The organism is Candidatus Venteria ishoeyi (genome assembly GCF_030378065.1).
In the GTDB taxonomy this organism is placed as follows: domain Bacteria; phylum Pseudomonadota; class Gammaproteobacteria; order Beggiatoales; family Beggiatoaceae; genus Venteria; species Venteria ishoeyi.
In genome coordinates, this window is the sequence record NZ_JAUCGJ010000069.1 from 1 (window position 1) to 18,776 (window position 18,776).

The following is an 18,776-nucleotide window of genomic DNA, read 5'->3' on the forward strand; positions in this document are numbered from 1 at the left end:
TTTCGCGCTTCTTGGTATTAAAAATTGATTTTTTTAGCCATTAAACAGAGAAAGTAATAATTTTTTTGAATTTAGGTGGTATCGCTTAGATATTTTGACGGTTTGCAAGTAGGGTCACGGATTCAGGCAAAACTGAACGGTTACGCAGTTCGTAGTATTTGATCACTGCGAGTGCAGTAAACGTTTTACCAAGCCCTACACTATCCGCGAGAATGCAACCGTTATAACTTTCAAGTTTATTTATGATCCCAATTGCTGCATCCCGCTGAAAGTTAAACAGCTTATTCCAGACGACACTGTTTTTATATCCGGTCAAATCATTTGGCAGCACATCTTCGTTCAGATCCTCAAGGAACTCATTGAATATGTTATAGAGCATTAGGAAATAGATCTTTTCGGGAGAGTTCTCCTTATAAACTGACTCAATATGTGCGCAAATAGTATCTGTCACATCTTTTAATTTTGAGGGATCGTTCCAGATTTGATTAAAAAGATTCAGCCATGTTTGAGTTGAAGGAGTATCATCAAATTTGGTTATAAAATTCGAAACAGCATCACCTTGCTGATATCCAAGATCAACGGCTGTAAAGCCATGAAGCGGCATATATGCGGTCGCATCATCCCCTTTATTGAGACATGCAAATTGCTGCATTGCTGCTTTGGTGGAGTTTGAACGAAAACTGGCTTTGCACCTAATCCAATCCACACATTCTTTAGCTATCGCTCTTTGAGTAAGTTTGTTTTTTAGCTGAATTTCAAATTCACTGCCATATAAATTCCGTTCACGTTGCAACTTAGGAATATGAAACTCTCTTCTTTCACGAGCAACTTTGTCAGTAACTTCGTTGGGAATAAAGGCTGGTGCTGTAAATATGAACTCAAGAGAGTCTATTTTTTCGAATTCTGCCTTCAGTGCCTCAAATGCGTATATGGAAAAACATGAGGCTGCAATTTTCAGTTTTACACTTGGCTTGAGCGTTTTTTTCAGATCATCTCCCCAGAGGGTATTTATATTATCCAGAATTTCCATGGTTTCATACTGTGTGTAATGTAACTTCTGATTGATCATTGGCTGTTGCAGCCCGAACCGCTTTAACCAAAGGGGGAATAGAATTCACCATGCCCAGATTACAATTAAAGGGAAAATTAAAAGGGATTACCCCAGGAGACTGTCCACATAATAAAAGGGAACGTATATATTCAAAATTCAGGATAGTCGTTTTGGAATTAGTGAATGAAAAGTTGATAGAATTCAAAAAACCAAAGCATAATACTATATTTTATCCAGACTCTTCAAAACCGCCTCCGTCATCCGTACCACATCTATTGTTGCCGCCACATCGTGCGTGCGAATAATCGCAGCGCCCTGGCTGACAGCCAGTGTGGCTAAAGCCAAGCCTCCATATAAACGCTGTTCCACCGGTTTATCCAATACTGTACCTATCATGGATTTACGTGATACACCGATGAGTATAGGACAATCCAAAGACTTTAGAGCGGATAAATTTTGCATTAACTGCAAATTATGGCTTAAGGTTTTGCCAAACCCAAAACCCGGATCGACAATGATACGTTGATGGTTAATGCCAGCGCGTACGCAGGTGGCAATCCGGTTTATCAGAAAATCATGTACTTCCCGGATAACATCGTCATAGCGTGGTGATTGCTGCATGGTGTCCGGTTTGCCCTGCATGTGCATCAGACATAGTTGCACAGGTGCATCAACCACAACTTCCAAGGCTCCTGGCATTTGCAAGGCGCGCACGTCATTAATCATTTTTGCGCCTGCTGCAATGGCTGCTTTCATCACCAGCGGTTTGCTGGTATCAACAGAAACCGCTGCATCCGGGAAAGCATGGCGTATCGCTTGCAGGACGGGTAATATCCTTTGTTTTTCCTGCTCAGCAGATACAGGCGCAGCGCCGGGGCGGGTGGATTCGCCACCAATATCAATCCAGTGTGCACCTGCTGCCAGCATGTTTTCTGCTTGTGCTAAAGCGGCATCAAGCTCGGAATAATCTCCACCATCGGAAAATGAATCCGGGGTGACATTCAGCACCCCCATAATTTGTGTTGCGGTCTGCTGTTGTGTCATGTTTCGAGACAACGCTGAATTCGGTAAACCGCAATTTCACCTAATAAATTGGGAAAAGTGCGCATACCCCAGGAACTTTTATGTTCAGGATCAACCACCATGCATTCCAGAATCTGAATGTTCAGTTTTTGGCACAGGGCTTCAAAATCACGCAAAGTACAGTGATGGATATTGGGCGTGTCATACCATTGATAAGGCAAAGCCCGGGAGACTGGCATCCTGCCACGCAGTAACTGCAAACGCGCCAGCCAGTGCCCAAAATTAGGAAAAGTGACAATACCTTCACGCCCGATGCGCAACATTTCCGGCAACAGTTGATCAGGACAGCGTATCGCCTGAAGCGTTTGGGTCATCATCACGTAATCAAAGGCATTATCCTTAAAGTCTGATAAACCTTCATCAAGGTCACGTTGAATGACATTCACGCCAGCGGCAATGCAACGGGTCACATTTTCGGGGTCAATTTCCAGTCCGTAACCGGTAACTTGGCGCTGCTGACGTAAATGTTCCAGCAATGTGCCATCACCACAACCTAAATCAAGTACATGGCTGCTGGGTTGAATCCAGTTACTGAGCAGTTCGAGATCAGTACGCAGATGATTAGGACTCATGCGTTTATCTCCTTGGCAATACGCTGCATATAAGCAGAAAATGCGGCAATATAATGTGGAATTTTGATTAAAAAGGCATCGTGCCCTTGATGGGCTTCAATTTCTGCATAACTGACAGCAAGCCGGTTTTGCTGCAAAGCATGTACAATTTCGCGTGATCGCGCCGGGGCAAAACGCCAGTCACTGGTGAACGAACACACCAGAAATTGTGCTTTGGCAGGCGCTAAGGCCTTGGCTAAATCATCCTCATAATCGCTGGCGGGGTCAAAATAATCCAGTGCTTTGGTCATCAATAAATAGGTATTGGCATCAAAGCGATCAACGAAAGATTCCCCCTGGTAACGTAAATAACTTTCCACCTGAAATTCCGCGGCATCAAAGCCAAAGTTAAGTTTACCCTCGCGTAGTTCGCGACCAAATTTAGCGCGCATGGCATCATCGGATAAATACGTGATATGTCCCAGCATTCTTGCCAACATTAAGCCGCGTTTAGGTACCGTGTTATGTTCATAATAACGGCCTTCATGGAATTCCGGGTCGCGCAACATCGCTTGTCTGGCAACTTCATTAAAGGCAATGTTTTGTGCAGAAAGCTTGGAGGCAGCAGCAATGACTACACAGTGTCGTAATTTATCCGGGTATTGTATGCTCCATTGCAATGATTGCATACCACCTAAACTGCCACCAATCACCGCAGCCCATTGTTTGATGCCCAGGCGCTCTCCCAGCAGCACCTGACTTTCCACCCAGTCACGCACGGTAATAATCGGAAAATCCGGGCCATAGGCTTTACCGGTTTTGGGGTCCAGGCTGGTGGGGCCGGTGGAGCCTTTACAGCCGCCTAAGTTGTTCAATGAGACAACAAAAAACTGGTTGGTGTCAATCGGTTTGCCGGGGCCGATGTAATTCTCCCACCAGCCGGGTTTACGATCGAGCATACTGTGATAACCGGCAGCATGATGATCGCCGCTTAAAGCATGACAGATTAACAACGCATTACTGCCATCAGCGTTCAGTTTGCCATAGGTTTCATAAATTAAATCATACGCAGCTAAGGTGCGCCCACAATCCAAGGCCAAGGGCTGAGCAAAATGTGCAGTTTGTGGTTTAACCAGACCAACGGAATTTTCCGGGATGCTTTCAGGCATTGTCATCACTCTTTTTGAATATCTTCAGGTAGTTTTTTGGGCGCACAAATGCGCAAACGTTTATTACGACTGGTTTCACCGTTGATGATATGAATCCGGGTTTTAGCAATGCCAAAAATCTTTGCCAGAAGTTTGCGTAAATGGGCATTTGCCTTACCGTCAATGGGCGGTGCTGTAATGCGGATTTTCAGGCGCGGGCCTTGCTCAGTTGCAATTTCACCCACAATTTCATCACGACTGGCTCGAGGCTGAATCTGTACCTGTAATAACAAATCCGCTTTGTTCCATGTATAACATTTCACTATTGGTATGAATCAGCTAAGGAATGAGGATGAAATAAGAACCGAAACCGGGCGCAGGATTTTTGTTCATTTTCAAGGCATGAAAATAGGCACATAGCAAGCTATGTAACTGTTTTCATAACGCAGAAAATGGAGAAAAAGGCCAGCTTGGTTGCGGGAATTATAAAATCCTCGTTCCTAAGCGTTATTATTAAGCACATCATCAATCGATTGGCAATAAAACAAACGTTCCATACAGGCCAATAATTGTTTTTCATCTAACTGCTTAATTAATATTGACTGATTTTCAGTCAATGAGCCAAATTTTTTTTCTAATAAAAATATGAGACTTTTAGCTTCACCCCTGAGTTCACCTTCTAAAATCCCCTTTTTAAGCCCCTTTTCAAGCCCTTTTTCGATGCCTTTTTCAAGGCCTTTTTCAAGGCCTTTTTCAAGGCCTTCTTCAAGCCCTTTTTCTTGAGCTTCTTCATACCATCCCTGAACAGTTTCTGCCAACATGGTTCTCATCTCCTGTAATTCACTCATTTCCGGTATTTTAATATCAGGTAGTTGCCGGGGTAATAAGACTTGTTGCAACCATAAAACAAAAGCACGCTGCAATTCTTTTTGAGAAGTATTTATTTCACTGTCAGCACCTTGCAACCAGCCTATCAAAGAATCAAGTACTTGTTGAATATCTGTTCGATTCCGGCTTTTTTCCAAGCGAAACAGTGCTGCAACCAAATTTCTCAGATGCTTAAGTTGCCCTTCATCATATAATCCTTCATCGATTAAAAAATAGTGCATTTGTGGTTGATATTTTTCAAGCCCAGGAATGCTTTCAATCAGTTCACTGATGTCACAGCTTGCATTCCAACGGGGTTTACCATTGTATAATACGACAGGAAAAACAGCCGGTAACTTTTCTGATCTTTTGATTTGCCTGGTTTTGACCAAATCCTGATAAAACAGGTTGACATAGCCATTTATCCGTAAAGGCATGTAATAATCAATTGTGGATTGAAACTCAATCAGCAAGTAAATATATAACGAGCGCTCACCCCATTTTACCTTCCAAACAATATCACTCTCTCGATCACGTAAGTCATCTGTAATGTAGCTGTTATTACACTTTTCCAGTGTTGTAAAATCAACTTGCTCAACCCATTGTTCATGGACAAAACCCTGCAACAGATCTTGCACCATTTGTGGATGAGAGAACAGGTTTTTATAACTTGCATCATGTTGATATTTAGGCATGGAAAATGACTTTTACTATAAACCTTTACCAATATCTGTAATGGGTGCCACGATTAAAATCAAAGCCAGTTGCAATAGAATAATCACCACCAAGCCGGAAAAGTCAAAACCATGCATCACGGGTAAACGTTGGCGTACCGGTCTTAATAAGGGGGCATTTAAACGATAAACAAACGTACCCAGTGGGTTATAAGGGTCATGACTGATAAAACTCAGCACCATTTCGATAATCAGTGAGAAGATCAATACATAGATGAATAGCGAAAGCAATTCCGCAACGGATAATACCAGCAGGCCCAACAGACTTAAGTCATATCCCAGCAATAAAGCTAATAATAAGCCCTTGAGCATCTGCAATAACAGCATCACAAATAACGCTGGCGTATCTAATGCCCGCCAGCGAGGAATGTAAGGCCGCAGTGGATTGACCACAGGATTAGTCACCAGATACAGGAACTGCGTCATCGGGTGGTTAAAATCAACATGCGCCCATTGCAGCAAAATACGCAGCATGAGCATAAAAATATAAATACCAAATGCAACATCGAGCAAAAATGCCAATGCCTGCATCAGATAAATCATGCCTGTTCTCCTAATTCTTCCGCGAGATCAATCGAACGTTGTTTAGCCGCACTCACCGCTTCATCCAACAGGCTTTGCAAGCCACCATTTTGCAAAGCATTAATTGCCTGCTCCGTGGTACCGCCTTTGGATGTCACCCGCGCCCGCAGGGAAGCGGCATCTTCCTGGCTTTCCAGTGCCATTTTAGCTGCACCAAATGCAGTTTGCAGGGTTAACAGACGTGCTGTATCAACGGGTAAACCCTGTTTAACTGCGGCATTTTCCAACATTTCCATCACCAGGAAAAAATAAGCCGGGCCACTACCGGATAAGGCAGTAACGGTATTCATCTGTTCCTCATTATCCAGCCACACCGTCATGCCCACTGCGCGCATAATGCTTTCCGCCAGTTCGTGTTGCACCTGGCTGACAGCTTCGGCTGCAAACAAAGCCGAGGCACCACTTTGCACCAGTGCGGGGGTATTTGGCATCACCCGTACAATGGGCAGATCATCACCCAGCCAATGTTGCAGATCAGTAATACGCACCCCGGCGGCAATACTGATGAGGGTGGGGACAGGGTGCGGAATATGTGACGCAATTTCCTGACACACTGATTTCATCATCTGTGGTTTGACTGCCAGTACCACCACATCACTGCCTGCAAGCGCCTGAACATTATCGGTAAAAATACGTACCGGGTAATGATTTGCCAGGGGCTGTGGATTAATGTCAGCAACGCGTATATGCTCTGCTGACATGCCATTTTCCAGCAAACCGCCTATCAGGCTGCGACTCATATTGCCGCCGCCGATAAAAGTGATGGTTTTTGTATTCATTTTTTTTAAGTCCATAGTCATTAAAGCTGGGACAGGCATCATAGGTCTTATTTCTCCATTAAAGTTCCCAGTACAAAGTCCGTGTAGTATATACTTTCGCCTGGGAAACTGTCCAAAAATAGATAGTCGGACACAAAAAAACAGTGGGAGATAAATTTTGAAAAACTGGTTTATGCTGACCTTGGTGGGTCAGGATCAAAGCGGCATTGTGGCGCAGGTCACACAAGCCTTATATCAAGGGGGCTGCAATCTGGGTGAAGCCTCCATGGTACGTCTGGGTGGGAATTTTACCATGATGTTAATGGTCAATAGCAATGTCGATGAAAGCGGTTTGGCAGCCATGTTGTCACCCGTTGCTGACAAACTGCAATTGCATGTGCATCTTGATGCCATTGAAGGGCGTTTGCACCAACACCCCAAAACTGATGTCTGTATCAATGTCTATGGCGCGGATCGCAGTGGCATGGTCGCAGAAATTACTGCCAGACTGGCAGCAGCGGGCTTGAATATTGTGGATTTAAGCAGTGATGTGGGTGGCGTTGATCAAAAACCCATTTATATCATGCAAATTGAAGGCGTTGCTGAAAAAGGTATGGCGCCGCTGCAACAAGCCCTGGATGCGCTGCAACAACAATACGGACATGAATTTGAAGTCCATTTATCTCCCATTGACACACTGATAATGTAATGACTGTACTTGATCTCTTAATTTACCCGGATGCACGTCTGAAAAATGAATCAAGCCCGGTAACGGTATTTGATGAAAAACTGCATCAATGCGTTGCCGAGCTTGAAGAAACTATGCGCGCAGGCCCCGGTGGCGTTGGCATTGCCGCACCCCAAACCGGCATTTTTCAGCGGATTGTGATTGTAGATGTTTCTATCAAGCCTAAAATCAAGCATCACGGTTGTTTGATACTCATCAACCCTGAAATTCTGGAATGGGATGGTTTTGAAATTGGTCGCGAGGGTTGCATGTCAGTACCGGATTATACCGGCAACGTGATTCGCGCTCGCGCTATCAAGCTCACGGCACAGGATCAATACGGCGCTATCCATGAATATGATATGGAAGGCTATGAAGCGCGCGCAGTGCAACATGAAATTGATCACTTGGATGGTTTGCTGTTTATTGACCGCCTGGTGAGTCGCCGCCATGATCTGTTTCAACGCAAGGTTTACAAAAAGTCCAATAAAAAAACAAAATGATAACGTTAGTTGGTTTAATTTTTTTCACTTTGTTGCTAATCGTATTCTATGTTTTCTACGTGGCACACAAAATCCAATGGGGCAATTTTTGGCTCAATACCATTGATGGTCTGGTAAGATTGTATTGTCGTTATTATCACCGCCTCTCACCGCTGTCCAAGTTATCATTGCCAACACAAGGTTCAGCTTTGCTGGTTGCTAATCATATCTCCGGTCTCGATCCACTGCTCATGGTCTGCGCCAGTTCTCGCCCCTTGCGCTTTTTAATTGCGCGTGAAGAATATGAAAAGCCACTGCTCAAATGGTTATATCATGCAATGGGTTGTATTCCCGTGGATCGTAGCAGCCGCCCGGAAATAGCGCTGCGTGCCGCCTTGCGCGCTTTGGAAGCTGGCGAGGTTATTGCCTTATTTCCGCAAGGTAGGATTATTTTACCCAATGCCCAGCAAAAACCATTAAAACGCGGTGTTATCTGGCTTGCCAAGCAAACTCAAACACCCATATATGCCATGCATATTCAAGGCGTTGTGGGCATGGGAAAAATAATGCCTGCCTTATTTCAACGCAGCCATGTCCAATTACAAGTACATGAAGCAATGCGTTGCACACAGGCAGATTGCCTGGAATCGCTACAAAAAAAAATTATGGGTCAAATCTATGAGTAATACGCTATACCCCGAAATAAAACCTTATAGTACATTTCATTTATCAGTCAGTTCTCTGCACAGTCTTTACGTGGAAGAATCCGGTAATCCTGAAGGTTTGCCGGTTGTTTTTTTGCACGGTGGCCCTGGTGCGGGCTGCGATGCCAATCATCGGCGTTATTTTGATCCCAAAGACTACCGCATTATTTTATTTGATCAACGTGGCTGTGGACGTTCAACACCCCATGCAGCATTACAAGACAACACCACACAGGCTTTGATTTCTGATATTGAAGCCATCCGGGAACATTTAAATATTCAGCAATGGGTGGTTGCTGGCGGCTCCTGGGGTACGACACTGGGGCTTGCCTATGCGCAAACCTACCCCCAACAGGTGTTGGGCTTGATTTTACGTGGTATTTTTTTATGTCGGCAAGCTGATTTGGACTGGTTATATGGCGCTGGCACACGCTGTTTTTTCCCCCAGGAATGGCAGGCCTTTGTTGAATTTTTACCCTCTGCATTAAGCGATGATGTGATTGCAGGTTATTATCAATTAGTCACCAGTGATGATGCGCAAATGCGCCTCAAAGCAGCGCGTGCCTGGGCCACCTGGGAAGGGCGTCCTGCCACTTTGTTACCCAATGCCGCGCTGGTTGGACATTTATGCGAGGAAAAACTGGCTTTAAGTTTAGCGCGTATTTCCACCCATTATTTCACGCAGCACTGCTTTTTGCACAATCAACAATTGCTCACGGATATAGGCCGCATTCAAAACATCCCCGGCATGATTGTGCATGGGCGTTATGACATGCTATGTCCGGTGGATAATGCCTGGACCTTACAAAAAAACTGGCCTAAAGCCAATCTGGATATCGTTGCCGATGCCGGACATGCTGCGGGGGAACCGGGCATTATACGGGGATTGATTAAGGCAGCGAACAATATGGCGGGAATGCTGTCAGGCTGAATTTTTAGTTATCTATTTTCCTATTTAATATCAAGGAAAATCAATGGCTTGATACAGCATGGCAAACTAAAGTAATAACTAATTAAAAGATGTATAGGAACAAGTAATCATTTATCGTATGGTGAAATGATAGCGTATAGGTCTGAAAATAATGTTCAAATCCAGCAAAAAACATAAAACCACCATGCAATTACGCCAGTTTTTACACTATCAGGCGTTACGTACAGCTAAAGAACTCGCGCGCGCACAACAGGAAGCCAAGACCCAGAATAAGGCTAATTCACCACAAGCCTCCATTGAACGCCTGGAACAACTGGCTAATGCAATTGAACTGAGTGAACAACATCACCCGCAACCTTTAGTCGCGACCCTGTTCGGGCAATGGCAACGCATCCTCATCGTAGTTTTATTTATTGCGATTTTGCTGGGCTTGTTGCTGATGCTGCAACCCATTCAGGAAACCAGTGTGCGCTTGAGCATGGAAGTCTCCGGCCTGGAATTTCAATTGGACTCCTGCGCTGAGGGCATATCCTGCCCACAAATTATTGCTGATCAACCGTTGGTACTCAGCAGCCTGGAATTAAAAAAGCTGCAAGAAGTGGGCATGGACTTTGTTGAGGGTTGTAATCAGGAAGTGCCGACTTACCTGGATACCCGTAATATCCGTTTTTTTGCCGCTGATCAAGTGGGACTTAAAGCAGCCGCGCAGGAAGACATGCCAGAAGGCATTAGTCTGGCGCTGGATTATCAGATATTTCCCATGGATAGCGTATTTGAATTTACAACTCAGAATCACCAGCGTTATGATTTGAATATCCGTACCCCGGAATTGTATCGTCAGTTACAAGTCGGACTGGGCGGTGCTGTGAAAATCGCACCACCGAACATGGCCTGCGAACTGCCTTTTGGCGAAGTGGTAAGCATTCTGCCGGAACAAAATGAAATTCACAGCAGCCTGACCTTACAAAAGAAAAATGTCGCTTTATTATTCAAGTCCGGGATACGTGTTAAACGTCTGAAACTGGCTGGGGATAATGATTTAAGAAGCTTTTCCACCATCTTAAAAGGCCAGTTGCATTTTGATGATTTTGATCGTGATTCGCGCACTTTGGATAAGGGGGAATGGTTGCGTTTTAATATTAAAAGTGGCGAGTTACGCGCCTTATCACTGGTTCAGGAACAAGATCCCCAATACAAAGCGCTGAATTACGATGCCATCCATTTTGAATTTACCGGCGTGGTGGATCAAATCAGCACCGGCAAGCACGACCGGCAGCGCAATCTGATGCCAACCCGCCTGGAATACATACAAGCCCATCACGGCGTGCAATCCTTATGGGCGGGTATTTTGTATATGCTGGGGGTGATTCTCGCAGTATTCCGGTTTCTGAGTAAACCTTAGCCAAGGCATTTAGACTGGCTTTTACCCCGCTTTTGAGCGAATACTCAGTGCGTGAATTTCACTGTCCATTAAATCCCCTGCCGCTTCATATACCAGGCGGTGTTGCTGAACCAGCGTCTTGCCCTGAAAAGCGGTGCTGGTAATTTCGATGGTAAAATGTGCACCACCTTTAGCACTGGCGTGTCCAGCATGATGCTGGCTGTCATCAATGATATTCAGTTGCGCAGGCGATAAAGCCGCAGTCAGGCGCGCTTTGAGCGTCTCCATGCGTTGCTGGTTATGCGAAGCCATATCATCTTGTGTCATCAGGGCAGTACCTTTTTAAAGGGTTTGACGGTGACGCTGGCATAGGCACCGCCAATCAGATAAGGATCAGCATTTGCCCAGCTTTGCGCGGCTTCCAGATTGGAAAATTCGGCAATGACAATACTGCCGGTAAAACCGGCATCGCCTGGATTTTCGCTGTCAATGGCGGGGCATGGCCCTGCAAGCACCAGCCGACCGGCATCGCGTAATAACTCCAGACGTTCAATATGTGCGGGTCTGACGGGAATACGTTTTTCCAGACTGTTTTCGACATCTTCACTGATAATGGCATAAAGCATGTTGTTTTATTCTCCGCATTGCTGGTTGGCAAGTTGTTGCGCCTCGGCAAAATCCAGGCTACCTTCATAAATGGCGCGTCCGGTAATCGCGCCCATAATGCCCTCATCGGCAACCTGGCACAATGCCTTGATGTCGTCAATGGTGGTGATGCCGCCGGAGGCGATGACCGGGATATTGATGGCTTTTGCCATTTCTGCGGTGGATTCCACATTTAAGCCCTGCATCATGCCATCGCGACTGATGTCGGTATAGATGATCGCTTCCACGCCATGCTGTTCAAAGTTTTTCGCCATATCGACTGCATCGTGATGCGAGAGTTTTGACCAGCCGTTAATGGCAACTTTGCCTTCTTTAGCATCCAGACCGACAATAATGTGGCCCGGAAACTCAACGCAAATATCCGATATGAAATGAGGTTCCGTGACAGCTTTGGTGCCGATAATCACATAATCCACGCCGGAGTCCAGATAGGCTTCAATCGTGGCTTCATCACGGATACCGCCACCGATTTGTATTGATAAATCCGGGTAGTCGTCTGCAATCTGGTGAATAATCTCTGCATTGACCGGTTTGCCTTCAAATGCGCCGTTGAGATCGACAATATGCAGGCGTTTAGCGCCAGCATCCACCCAACGTCCGGCAACAGTGACCGGATCATCAGAAAAAACCGTGTTATCTTCCATACGTCCTTGTCTTAAACGTACACATTGACCGTCTTTCAGGTCGATAGCGGGAATGACCAGCATGGTTGTTTATCCTTCAGAATAATAAGTTAGGGAATTGCGACTTCTTTAATTAAACTCTGTACTAATTTTTGCGGGCTGTCCTGTCCATTAGCCGGAAATAAACGATGTCCGGCAATCGCGGGTAATAAGGCTTGTATATCTTCCGGTAATACAAAGTCACGACCATGTAATAAGGCCCAGGCCTGAGCTGCGCGCAATAATGCCAGACCTGCGCGCGGTGATAGTCCAAAGCGAAATTGTGGGGCATTGCGGCTGTGTTGCAAAATTGCCTGCACATAATCAATCAGCGCATCGCTGAGTATTATATTCGGTACTTGGCTCTGTAGCGTCAGCACCTGCTCGGCATTGAGTTTGGGACTGAGCTGTTCGATGAGTTGCCTGCGATCCTGGCCTTTGAGCAATGCACGTTCTGCCTGATGATCAGGATAACCCAGTTCCAGGCGCATCATAAAACGGTCAAGTTGAGATTCTGGCAGTGGAAAAGTACCAATTTGATGCATGGGATTTTGAGTTGCCAGTACAAAAAAAGGTGCGGGCAGGGCGCGGGTTTCACCTTCTACGGTGACTTGCCGCTCTTCCATGGCTTCCAGTAGTGCGCTTTGTGCTTTTGGGGTGGCGCGATTGACTTCATCAGCCAGGATCATCTGCGCAAATATCGGCCCTTTATGAAATTTAAATTGCGCGGTCTCCCGATCATAAACAGAAACCCCAAGTATATCCGCAGGCAAAAGATCGCTGGTAAATTGGATGCGTTGAAAACTTAAGCCCAGCACACGCGCCAAGACATGAGCCAAGGTGGTTTTTCCCATGCCGGGCAAGTCTTCAATTAAGATATGTCCTTGCGCGAATAAGCAGGCCAGTAGTTGGCGTACCTGGTACTCCTTGCCAAGAATGACCTGACTGATTTCAGTCACCAGTTCTTCAAACGAGGGTAGGGCAAGCGAGGTTTGTTCAGGGTTTTTTTGGGTATTCATTATGTGTTGAGCAGTATTTTTTGTCAGTTTGCTTTCGGCTCAGAATAACGCACTTCCGCAATCAGAGCAAACCTATTGTTACGCTCATTTTTTTGATTGAAACTTTAGGTTTTTTTATGCCTTGTAAAGCACAAAAATAAAGTTTTTGCATAACACTGCTTAATTTACAGGAACAACCCGTTGATGAATTATTTGTGATTGCATATCATCAGGCTCAAAGCTGAAAGCATCTTGTGTATATAAAGCATAAAAATCAAAATCGCCCTGTAAACCTGCTGGCCAGACAATGTCAATCACGGTTGTTTCCAACTGTGTCGTGGGAACATCAGTTTGCCAGGGAACGGGCAAGAGACTGAATGCGGGTTGCTTGGCATCACCATGAATAAACCATAATTGTTGATTGAGCAACAACCCCACCCAAAGCGCGACTGTATGACGTGGGTGTTTTTCCGCTTCCTGTTCTTGTACTTTTAATGTCCAGTGAGTACCTGCGCTGGGTTGGGTCTGACTAATGGATAAGACCAGATCAGTTAATAAATGCGACTGAACAAACGCCAGCAAGTTACTGATATTACTGTAGATACCATAAACACCCGGTTCACCGCAGGCTTGATTGATGCCGCCAAAACTGGTAATACCGACTTGTCGCCAGGATTGCCCGTCATATTGTATTAAAGGGCCGCCACTATCACCGGTGCAGGCATCTTTGCCACCTTCGACAAAACCTGCGCATAAATGCGTTTCACCCAGTTGGTTAAAACCGGCATAAGCCGCCTGACAAACATCGAAATCAACCAAAGGTAAAGCCACTTGTTGCAAGGTATCAGGGCGGATTTCTGGCATTAAATTAGTAATCCCCCAACCCAATGCGATACTGTAGCTGCCGGTTTTGAGTGCAAAGCTGTTCGCCACCAGTGGCACGGGGGCTGCTGTTGCTGCTTGTTGTAAACGAATTAAGCCAATATCATAAGGCGTATTTCTATCTGAAGTACGCCATTGAGGGTGTTGATAAATAATGTCTGCCTTAAGATATTCCGCACTTTCTGGCACACTGAATTGATGCAATCCCACAACGGCTTGTATAGCGGCTGCGGTTTTATTATCCAAACAATGTGCCGCTGTCAGTACCCAATAAGGATGAATTAAGCTGCCACCACAATAATGCCCGCCTGAAGTTTGTAGTGAGGTCATCCAGGGCCATGTTGCCACTGCCGCATCTTCACCACCAAGAATTCTGCGCTCCGACAAATTTTCTGCTGCTGTGACAATAGGCGCAAATAATACATGCAATAAGGTGATTTTTAGCAAAATAGCAAAAAAGTCATTTATTTTTTTGCTGGAAAAATATTTTTTTAGTAAAAAAGGCATCAAAAAACCTCAAAAAGTATCACTTATATAGCGAGTAAAAAAGGAGAAGATTTATATTTTATAATTGTCGATTAGGAACGGGAATAAAATTCTCGCTCCTTCATCATTATTAAAACTATAAACCTATTGTAACTTAGGTTTCTAAACCCAAGCGTTCACCACGATAGCTACCATCAGTAACGCGTTGACACCAATGTTGATTTTCCAGGTACCATAATACGGTTTTTCTCAAACCCGTTTCAAAGGTTTCTTCTGGTGTCCAGCCCAGTTCACGCTGAATTTTACCCGCATCAATCGCGTAACGTTGGTCATGACCTGGGCGGTCAGCAACAAAAGTGATTAGATTTTTATGTGGACAATGCGGGGAATCTGGCAATAACTCATCCAAGGTGTCACATAAGGCATGAATTACCTGCATATTGGTTTTTTCATTATGTCCGCCAATATTGTAGGTTTCTCCTGGAATGCCTTCATTCAGACATAAACACAAGGCGCGGGCATGATCATCCACGTACAGCCAGTCACGAATCTGGCTGCCATCTCCGTAAACGGGTAACGCTTTACCCGCTTTGGCGTTGAGTATTATCAATGGAATCAGTTTTTCTGGAAATTGGTAAGGGCCATAGTTATTTGAGCAATTGGTGGTAATAACAGGAAAGCCATAAGTATGAAACCAGGCGCGCACCAGATGATCGGATGAAGCTTTACTGGCAGAATAAGGGGAATTAGGCTGGTAAGCGGTGGTTTCCGTAAATAAATCCGTTGCTCCGAGGCTGCCATAAACCTCATCTGTGGAAACATGATGGAAACGAAACGCTGCCCGTGCCTTATCATCTAGCCCTGACCAATATTGACGACAACATTCCAACAGATTATAGGTACCTGTGATATTGGTGCGAATAAAATCTGCCGGTCCGTCAATGGAGCGATCAACGTGTGATTCAGCTGCCAGGTGCATGATTGCATCAGGCTGGTATTGCTGTAATACCCGCGTGATAGCTGGCGTATCAATAATATCGACTTGTTCAAAGTGATAATTTGGATGATTTGCAACGGGACTTAAGGAGTCCAGATTGCCTGCATATGTCAATTTATCTACATTAATTACAGTCGTATCAGTATGGCTTAGCAGGTGACGAATGACCGCAGAACCAATAAAACCTGCGCCTCCAGTGACGATCAATTTCAATGTGTTATCCTCAGTTTATATATCGAATTCAGCTTATGTGTAACAAGGCTTAGTGTACTATATCCGTAATGAAACCTGTATGATCCTGATTCAGCTTGAGTGTAATCAGTTTATCTTTAGCAGACAGCTTCTGATGTATCCACTATTGAAATTTAGCATTGCAATAAAATTTGGCATACTCTGTGAATATAAATCCAATAGATTTTCCCCGGAATGCACTTTTTTGAACCCGATCTATATTGAATCTGTGATTTTTTTGATAATACTGAAAAAATTGTAATACTTAAGCTTTTAATATAGACGCATTTACCAGCCGCCCAATACGGTGGAGAATACGCATGTTTGACAAATCCTGGCGAACCAGAATTGATACGATATTAATGTCGCTGTCACAATTTCGCCTTATACAAAAATTCGTTGCTTTATTGCACTTAAAGCTGCTGTTGTTGCTGTTTGTGTTGCTATCTGTCACAGCATTGTGGTTATTACAAGATATTTCTACAGAGGTTGAGGCAGTACAACAACAAGCCAGTTTATATTATTTACAAAATCAGATTGATGCGCAAAAAATCAAGCTTATTAATAACCTGGAACAGGCCAAACGCACGCTTAATCGCTTGCATGGGTATATGGACTTATTTGCGAAACAGACACCTGTTAAAGCCGCAATACAAAAACAAGTAAATACCCTGATTAAAACCGAACTCAGCTTACAAAACCAGGCTTATAGTGTGTTTTATGCCTTTGAGCCGGAAACCTCAAGGCGTTACTTTAATCGTGATGCTGTTTTAATCAATATCCATAAAGATAACAAAAAAATCACCTCTACAAGTTACAACGATCCTGAACAATTTCGTGTACGTTCCTGGAAAGATGGTAATTATCAGAGTAATGAACGTGAAATCTGGTATCACCAGGGCCGACGCAACCAGTCTATGCAAATTTCACCGGTGTATTATGATAAAAACTATACCCGTACCTGGTTAATTACCCTGAGCCAGGGTATTTATGTACGTAATGAGTTTCAGGGAGTCATCGGTGTTTCTTTGTTGCTGGATAGTTTTTTCAGTGAAATTGAATCCCAGACTTTTGGTGACAGTGGCAAACTGCTGTTATTTGACTATATCAGTGGACAATTGCTTAGTCGTACTGATAACCAGGATAGCGGTATCAGCTTGTTAGGCAGTTATGAACGTCTGCGTTTTAATGCTTATAAAGGCAATACCGGACAATCACATTTATGGAAAATCGTTTTGACGCAGCGTGGCGATGATGTTTTGATGACAGGGATGGATGACGAAGAATACCAGTTGCTTTCCCGTCCGGTGAAAGATCTAAGCTGGACACTGGTTGCTTATCAGGATATCCAGGATATGCGTATTTCCAAACAAAGCGGAGAATTTATACTCTGGGGTATTTTATTGTTAATACTCACTATTTTACTTGTCTTATTAAGCTATTATAGTTTTTTGCGGCCCTTAAAAAAATTTACCGCACAACTTGCAAAAGTCAGAGAAGCTCAGCTACCGCTTGCAGCACTGGATAATCCGCATGGTATTCATGGTGAATTAATTCCCTTGTGTCGGGAAATCAATACATTATTTACTCTGCAACAAGACTATTTGCAAGACTGCCAGAGTACGCATCGCGCTTGTCAGCAGCAATTGGAAGTGGTCAGTGAGCGCGTTGCATATCAGGAAAAATCCATTGAGCAGCAAGAACAGTCTTTAGTACTGATTCGTAAACAACTACTCAATACCCAACAGGAATTCGGCAATAGTCAGCAACAACTAAAACAAACCTGGAAAAAAGCACTGCAACTTAAGGCTTACGCGCAAAAGGCGCGTCATCTTGCACGCCATGCAAAAAGTGAAGCGACACATGCCGGACGAGCAAAAGCACAATTTCTGGCCAATATGAATCATGAACTGCGCACCCCGATGAATGCCATTATCGGTTATACCGAAATGCTGCAAGAAGATGCGGAAGAAATGGGGCAATATGATTTTATTCCCGATTTACAAAAAATTCATGGTGCCAGTTATCACCTGCTGGACTTGATTAACAATCTGTTTGACCTGTCTAAAATTGCCAGCAGCCGCATGGATTTGTATCTGGAAACATTTGATATTACGCCAATGTTGCAAGATGTTACTGCCACGGTACAACCGCTGGTAGAAAAGCAGGGCAATATTCTGAAAATGGAGCTTGAGATTGCACTGGGCACCATGAATTCTGATCTGACCAAACTACGCCAAAATCTGTTAAATCTGCTCAATAATGCCAGTAAATTCTCTAAACAAAGTAGCATTACGCTACGGGCAAAACGTGAAAATGATCAAGATATGGAATGGGTGATATTCCAGATACAGGATGAAGGGATTGGCATGAGCTCCAATCAGGTTAAAAAACTGTTTACCGGCCTGGACAGCCATACCACGCACGAATTTGGTGGCAGTAATGTCGGTTTGGCATTGTGTAAACAGTTTTGTGAAATCATGGGCGGAACATTGAAAGTTGACAGTCAACTTGGGCAAGGCAGCATATTTACCATGCGCCTGCCAGCAAACAGCTCGGCAATGCTGACGAAATAAGCTTTTAACTAAAATGGCTTAAATCCATACGCACTATTCGAGCTTACACCGAACTCAAGTTAAATAACGCATGAAGACTTTGCTAAATTATCATTATTGTTTTAACCCGGATATTTATAAAATGTCCGGGTTAAAACAAGGCTGCTCAATGCCTTTATTTTCCATGCACAAGGTTAAAACCTTCGCCTTTCAGGCGAACAGATTTATCTCTAATGTTTAACGGTAAAACTTAAAATATGGGTTTTAGCGCTAACACCCCAAAGGGGTATTTTAATATAG

At 44.2% G+C, this 18,776-nt stretch carries 20 protein-coding genes; 6 read left to right on the forward strand and 14 right to left on the reverse strand.

Annotation, left to right across the window (positions count from 1 at the left end; genetic code table 11):
- Positions 1 to 85 precede the first annotated feature (85 nt).
- The 8 genes from QUF61_RS16810 to proC form a co-directional block, all read right to left on the reverse strand.
- Entirely contained in the window at positions 86 to 1,030 is a 945-nt protein-coding gene (locus tag QUF61_RS16810) for a hypothetical protein (protein ID WP_289682764.1), read from the reverse strand.
- A gap of 243 nt (positions 1,031 to 1,273) precedes the next feature.
- The gene (gene folP, locus QUF61_RS16815) at positions 1,274 to 2,095 is read right to left on the reverse strand and encodes a dihydropteroate synthase (RefSeq protein ID WP_289682765.1); all 822 of its coding nucleotides are present in this window, start codon (positions 2,093 to 2,095) and stop codon (positions 1,274 to 1,276) included.
- Positions 2,092 to 2,706, reverse strand: coding sequence for a methionine biosynthesis protein MetW (gene metW, locus QUF61_RS16820; protein ID WP_455423306.1), 615 nt, complete (start codon positions 2,704 to 2,706; stop codon positions 2,092 to 2,094). Before metW ends, folP begins: the two co-directional genes overlap by 4 nt.
- Complete coding sequence (gene metX / locus QUF61_RS16825; RefSeq protein WP_289682767.1) at positions 2,703 to 3,854, reverse strand: homoserine O-succinyltransferase MetX; 1,152 nt, start codon at positions 3,852 to 3,854, stop codon at positions 2,703 to 2,705. The genes metW and metX overlap by 4 nt, the downstream gene beginning before the upstream one ends.
- Positions 3,855 to 3,859: 5 nt before the next feature.
- Positions 3,860 to 4,156 (reverse strand): DUF167 family protein, encoded by a 297-nt coding sequence (locus tag QUF61_RS16830; protein WP_103919172.1) that lies wholly within the window; start codon positions 4,154 to 4,156, stop codon positions 3,860 to 3,862.
- A gap of 177 nt (positions 4,157 to 4,333) precedes the next feature.
- On the reverse strand, positions 4,334 to 5,395 hold the full coding sequence (locus QUF61_RS16835; protein WP_289682769.1) for an Rpn family recombination-promoting nuclease/putative transposase: 1,062 nt from the start codon (positions 5,393 to 5,395) through the stop codon (positions 4,334 to 4,336).
- 15 nt (positions 5,396 to 5,410) lie between these two features.
- Positions 5,411 to 5,977, reverse strand: a complete 567-nt coding sequence (locus tag QUF61_RS16840; protein ID WP_103919170.1) for a YggT family protein — start codon at positions 5,975 to 5,977, stop codon at positions 5,411 to 5,413.
- The gene (gene proC, locus QUF61_RS16845; RefSeq protein WP_286019073.1) at positions 5,974 to 6,837 is read right to left on the reverse strand and encodes a pyrroline-5-carboxylate reductase; all 864 of its coding nucleotides are present in this window, start codon (positions 6,835 to 6,837) and stop codon (positions 5,974 to 5,976) included. Before proC ends, QUF61_RS16840 begins: the two co-directional genes overlap by 4 nt.
- Before the next feature lie 115 nt (positions 6,838 to 6,952).
- Here proC and QUF61_RS16850 point away from each other — a divergent pair, with 115 nt between their 5' ends.
- The 5 genes from QUF61_RS16850 (at position 6,953) to QUF61_RS16870 (ending at position 11,020) form a co-directional block, all read left to right on the forward strand.
- Positions 6,953 to 7,483, forward strand: coding sequence for a glycine cleavage system transcriptional repressor (locus QUF61_RS16850; protein WP_286019072.1), 531 nt, complete (start codon positions 6,953 to 6,955; stop codon positions 7,481 to 7,483).
- On the forward strand, positions 7,483 to 8,004 hold the full coding sequence (def, locus tag QUF61_RS16855) for a peptide deformylase (RefSeq protein ID WP_103919169.1): 522 nt from the start codon (positions 7,483 to 7,485) through the stop codon (positions 8,002 to 8,004). The genes QUF61_RS16850 and def overlap by 1 nt, the downstream gene beginning before the upstream one ends.
- 59 nt (positions 8,005 to 8,063) lie before the next feature.
- Positions 8,064 to 8,669, forward strand: a complete 606-nt coding sequence (locus QUF61_RS16860) for a lysophospholipid acyltransferase family protein (RefSeq protein WP_289682770.1) — start codon at positions 8,064 to 8,066, stop codon at positions 8,667 to 8,669.
- A complete protein-coding gene (pip, locus tag QUF61_RS16865; protein ID WP_289682771.1) occupies positions 8,662 to 9,618 on the forward strand; it encodes a prolyl aminopeptidase in 957 nt (318 codons plus the stop codon). Before QUF61_RS16860 ends, pip begins: the two co-directional genes overlap by 8 nt.
- A gap of 151 nt (positions 9,619 to 9,769) precedes the next feature.
- Positions 9,770 to 11,020, forward strand: a complete 1,251-nt coding sequence (locus QUF61_RS16870; RefSeq protein WP_103919166.1) for a hypothetical protein — start codon at positions 9,770 to 9,772, stop codon at positions 11,018 to 11,020.
- Positions 11,021 to 11,041: 21 nt separating this feature from the next.
- On the opposite strand, the gene QUF61_RS16875 is transcribed toward QUF61_RS16870, so the two are convergent.
- From QUF61_RS16875 to rfbB, 6 genes are all read right to left on the reverse strand, one after another.
- The gene (locus QUF61_RS16875; RefSeq protein ID WP_289682772.1) at positions 11,042 to 11,326 is read right to left on the reverse strand and encodes a BolA family protein; all 285 of its coding nucleotides are present in this window, start codon (positions 11,324 to 11,326) and stop codon (positions 11,042 to 11,044) included.
- Positions 11,326 to 11,625: a YciI family protein gene (locus QUF61_RS16880; RefSeq protein WP_103918839.1), complete on the reverse strand. Its 300-nt coding sequence runs from the start codon at positions 11,623 to 11,625 to the stop codon at positions 11,326 to 11,328. Before QUF61_RS16880 ends, QUF61_RS16875 begins: the two co-directional genes overlap by 1 nt.
- Positions 11,626 to 11,631: 6 nt before the next feature.
- On the reverse strand, positions 11,632 to 12,372 hold the full coding sequence (hisA, locus tag QUF61_RS16885) for a 1-(5-phosphoribosyl)-5-[(5-phosphoribosylamino)methylideneamino]imidazole-4-carboxamide isomerase (protein ID WP_103919165.1): 741 nt from the start codon (positions 12,370 to 12,372) through the stop codon (positions 11,632 to 11,634).
- Between the two features lie 26 nt (positions 12,373 to 12,398).
- Positions 12,399 to 13,346, reverse strand: coding sequence for an AAA family ATPase (locus tag QUF61_RS16890; protein ID WP_103919164.1), 948 nt, complete (start codon positions 13,344 to 13,346; stop codon positions 12,399 to 12,401).
- Positions 13,347 to 13,505: 159 nt separating this feature from the next.
- The gene (locus QUF61_RS16895; protein WP_289682773.1) at positions 13,506 to 14,714 is read right to left on the reverse strand and encodes a S1 family serine peptidase; all 1,209 of its coding nucleotides are present in this window, start codon (positions 14,712 to 14,714) and stop codon (positions 13,506 to 13,508) included.
- A gap of 133 nt (positions 14,715 to 14,847) precedes the next feature.
- Entirely contained in the window at positions 14,848 to 15,903 is a 1,056-nt protein-coding gene (gene rfbB, locus QUF61_RS16900) for a dTDP-glucose 4,6-dehydratase (RefSeq protein ID WP_103919162.1), read from the reverse strand.
- 338 nt (positions 15,904 to 16,241) lie between these two features.
- Between rfbB and QUF61_RS16905 the strand changes: the two genes are divergently transcribed.
- On the forward strand, positions 16,242 to 18,497 hold the full coding sequence (locus QUF61_RS16905; protein ID WP_103919161.1) for a sensor histidine kinase: 2,256 nt from the start codon (positions 16,242 to 16,244) through the stop codon (positions 18,495 to 18,497).
- Positions 18,498 to 18,776: the final 279 nt, after the last annotated feature.

What these genes read in the sequence shown, in the direction of transcription:
- QUF61_RS16880 (WP_103918839.1), bottom strand. Translation starts at nt 11,625, where the DNA reads ATGCTTTATGCCATTATCAGTGAAGATGTCGAAAACAGTCTGGAAAAA.
- metW (WP_455423306.1), bottom strand. Translation starts at nt 2,706, where the DNA reads ATGAGTCCTAATCATCTGCGTACTGATCTCGAACTGCTCAGTAACTGG.
- def (WP_103919169.1), top strand. Translation starts at nt 7,483, where the DNA reads ATGACTGTACTTGATCTCTTAATTTACCCGGATGCACGTCTGAAAAAT.
- folP (WP_289682765.1), bottom strand. Translation starts at nt 2,095, where the DNA reads ATGACACAACAGCAGACCGCAACACAAATTATGGGGGTGCTGAATGTC.
- QUF61_RS16890 (WP_103919164.1), bottom strand. Translation starts at nt 13,346, where the DNA reads ATGAATACCCAAAAAAACCCTGAACAAACCTCGCTTGCCCTACCCTCG.
- metX (WP_289682767.1), bottom strand. Translation starts at nt 3,854, where the DNA reads ATGCCTGAAAGCATCCCGGAAAATTCCGTTGGTCTGGTTAAACCACAA.
- QUF61_RS16905 (WP_103919161.1), top strand. Translation starts at nt 16,242, where the DNA reads ATGTTTGACAAATCCTGGCGAACCAGAATTGATACGATATTAATGTCG.
- pip (WP_289682771.1), top strand. Translation starts at nt 8,662, where the DNA reads ATGAGTAATACGCTATACCCCGAAATAAAACCTTATAGTACATTTCAT.
- QUF61_RS16810 (WP_289682764.1), bottom strand. Translation starts at nt 1,030, where the DNA reads ATGGAAATTCTGGATAATATAAATACCCTCTGGGGAGATGATCTGAAA.
- QUF61_RS16895 (WP_289682773.1), bottom strand. Translation starts at nt 14,714, where the DNA reads ATGCCTTTTTTACTAAAAAAATATTTTTCCAGCAAAAAAATAAATGAC.
- QUF61_RS16840 (WP_103919170.1), bottom strand. Translation starts at nt 5,977, where the DNA reads ATGATTTATCTGATGCAGGCATTGGCATTTTTGCTCGATGTTGCATTT.
- hisA (WP_103919165.1), bottom strand. Translation starts at nt 12,372, where the DNA reads ATGCTGGTCATTCCCGCTATCGACCTGAAAGACGGTCAATGTGTACGT.
- QUF61_RS16835 (WP_289682769.1), bottom strand. Translation starts at nt 5,395, where the DNA reads ATGCCTAAATATCAACATGATGCAAGTTATAAAAACCTGTTCTCTCAT.
- QUF61_RS16875 (WP_289682772.1), bottom strand. Translation starts at nt 11,326, where the DNA reads ATGACACAAGATGATATGGCTTCGCATAACCAGCAACGCATGGAGACG.
- proC (WP_286019073.1), bottom strand. Translation starts at nt 6,837, where the DNA reads ATGATGCCTGTCCCAGCTTTAATGACTATGGACTTAAAAAAAATGAAT.
- QUF61_RS16870 (WP_103919166.1), top strand. Translation starts at nt 9,770, where the DNA reads ATGTTCAAATCCAGCAAAAAACATAAAACCACCATGCAATTACGCCAG.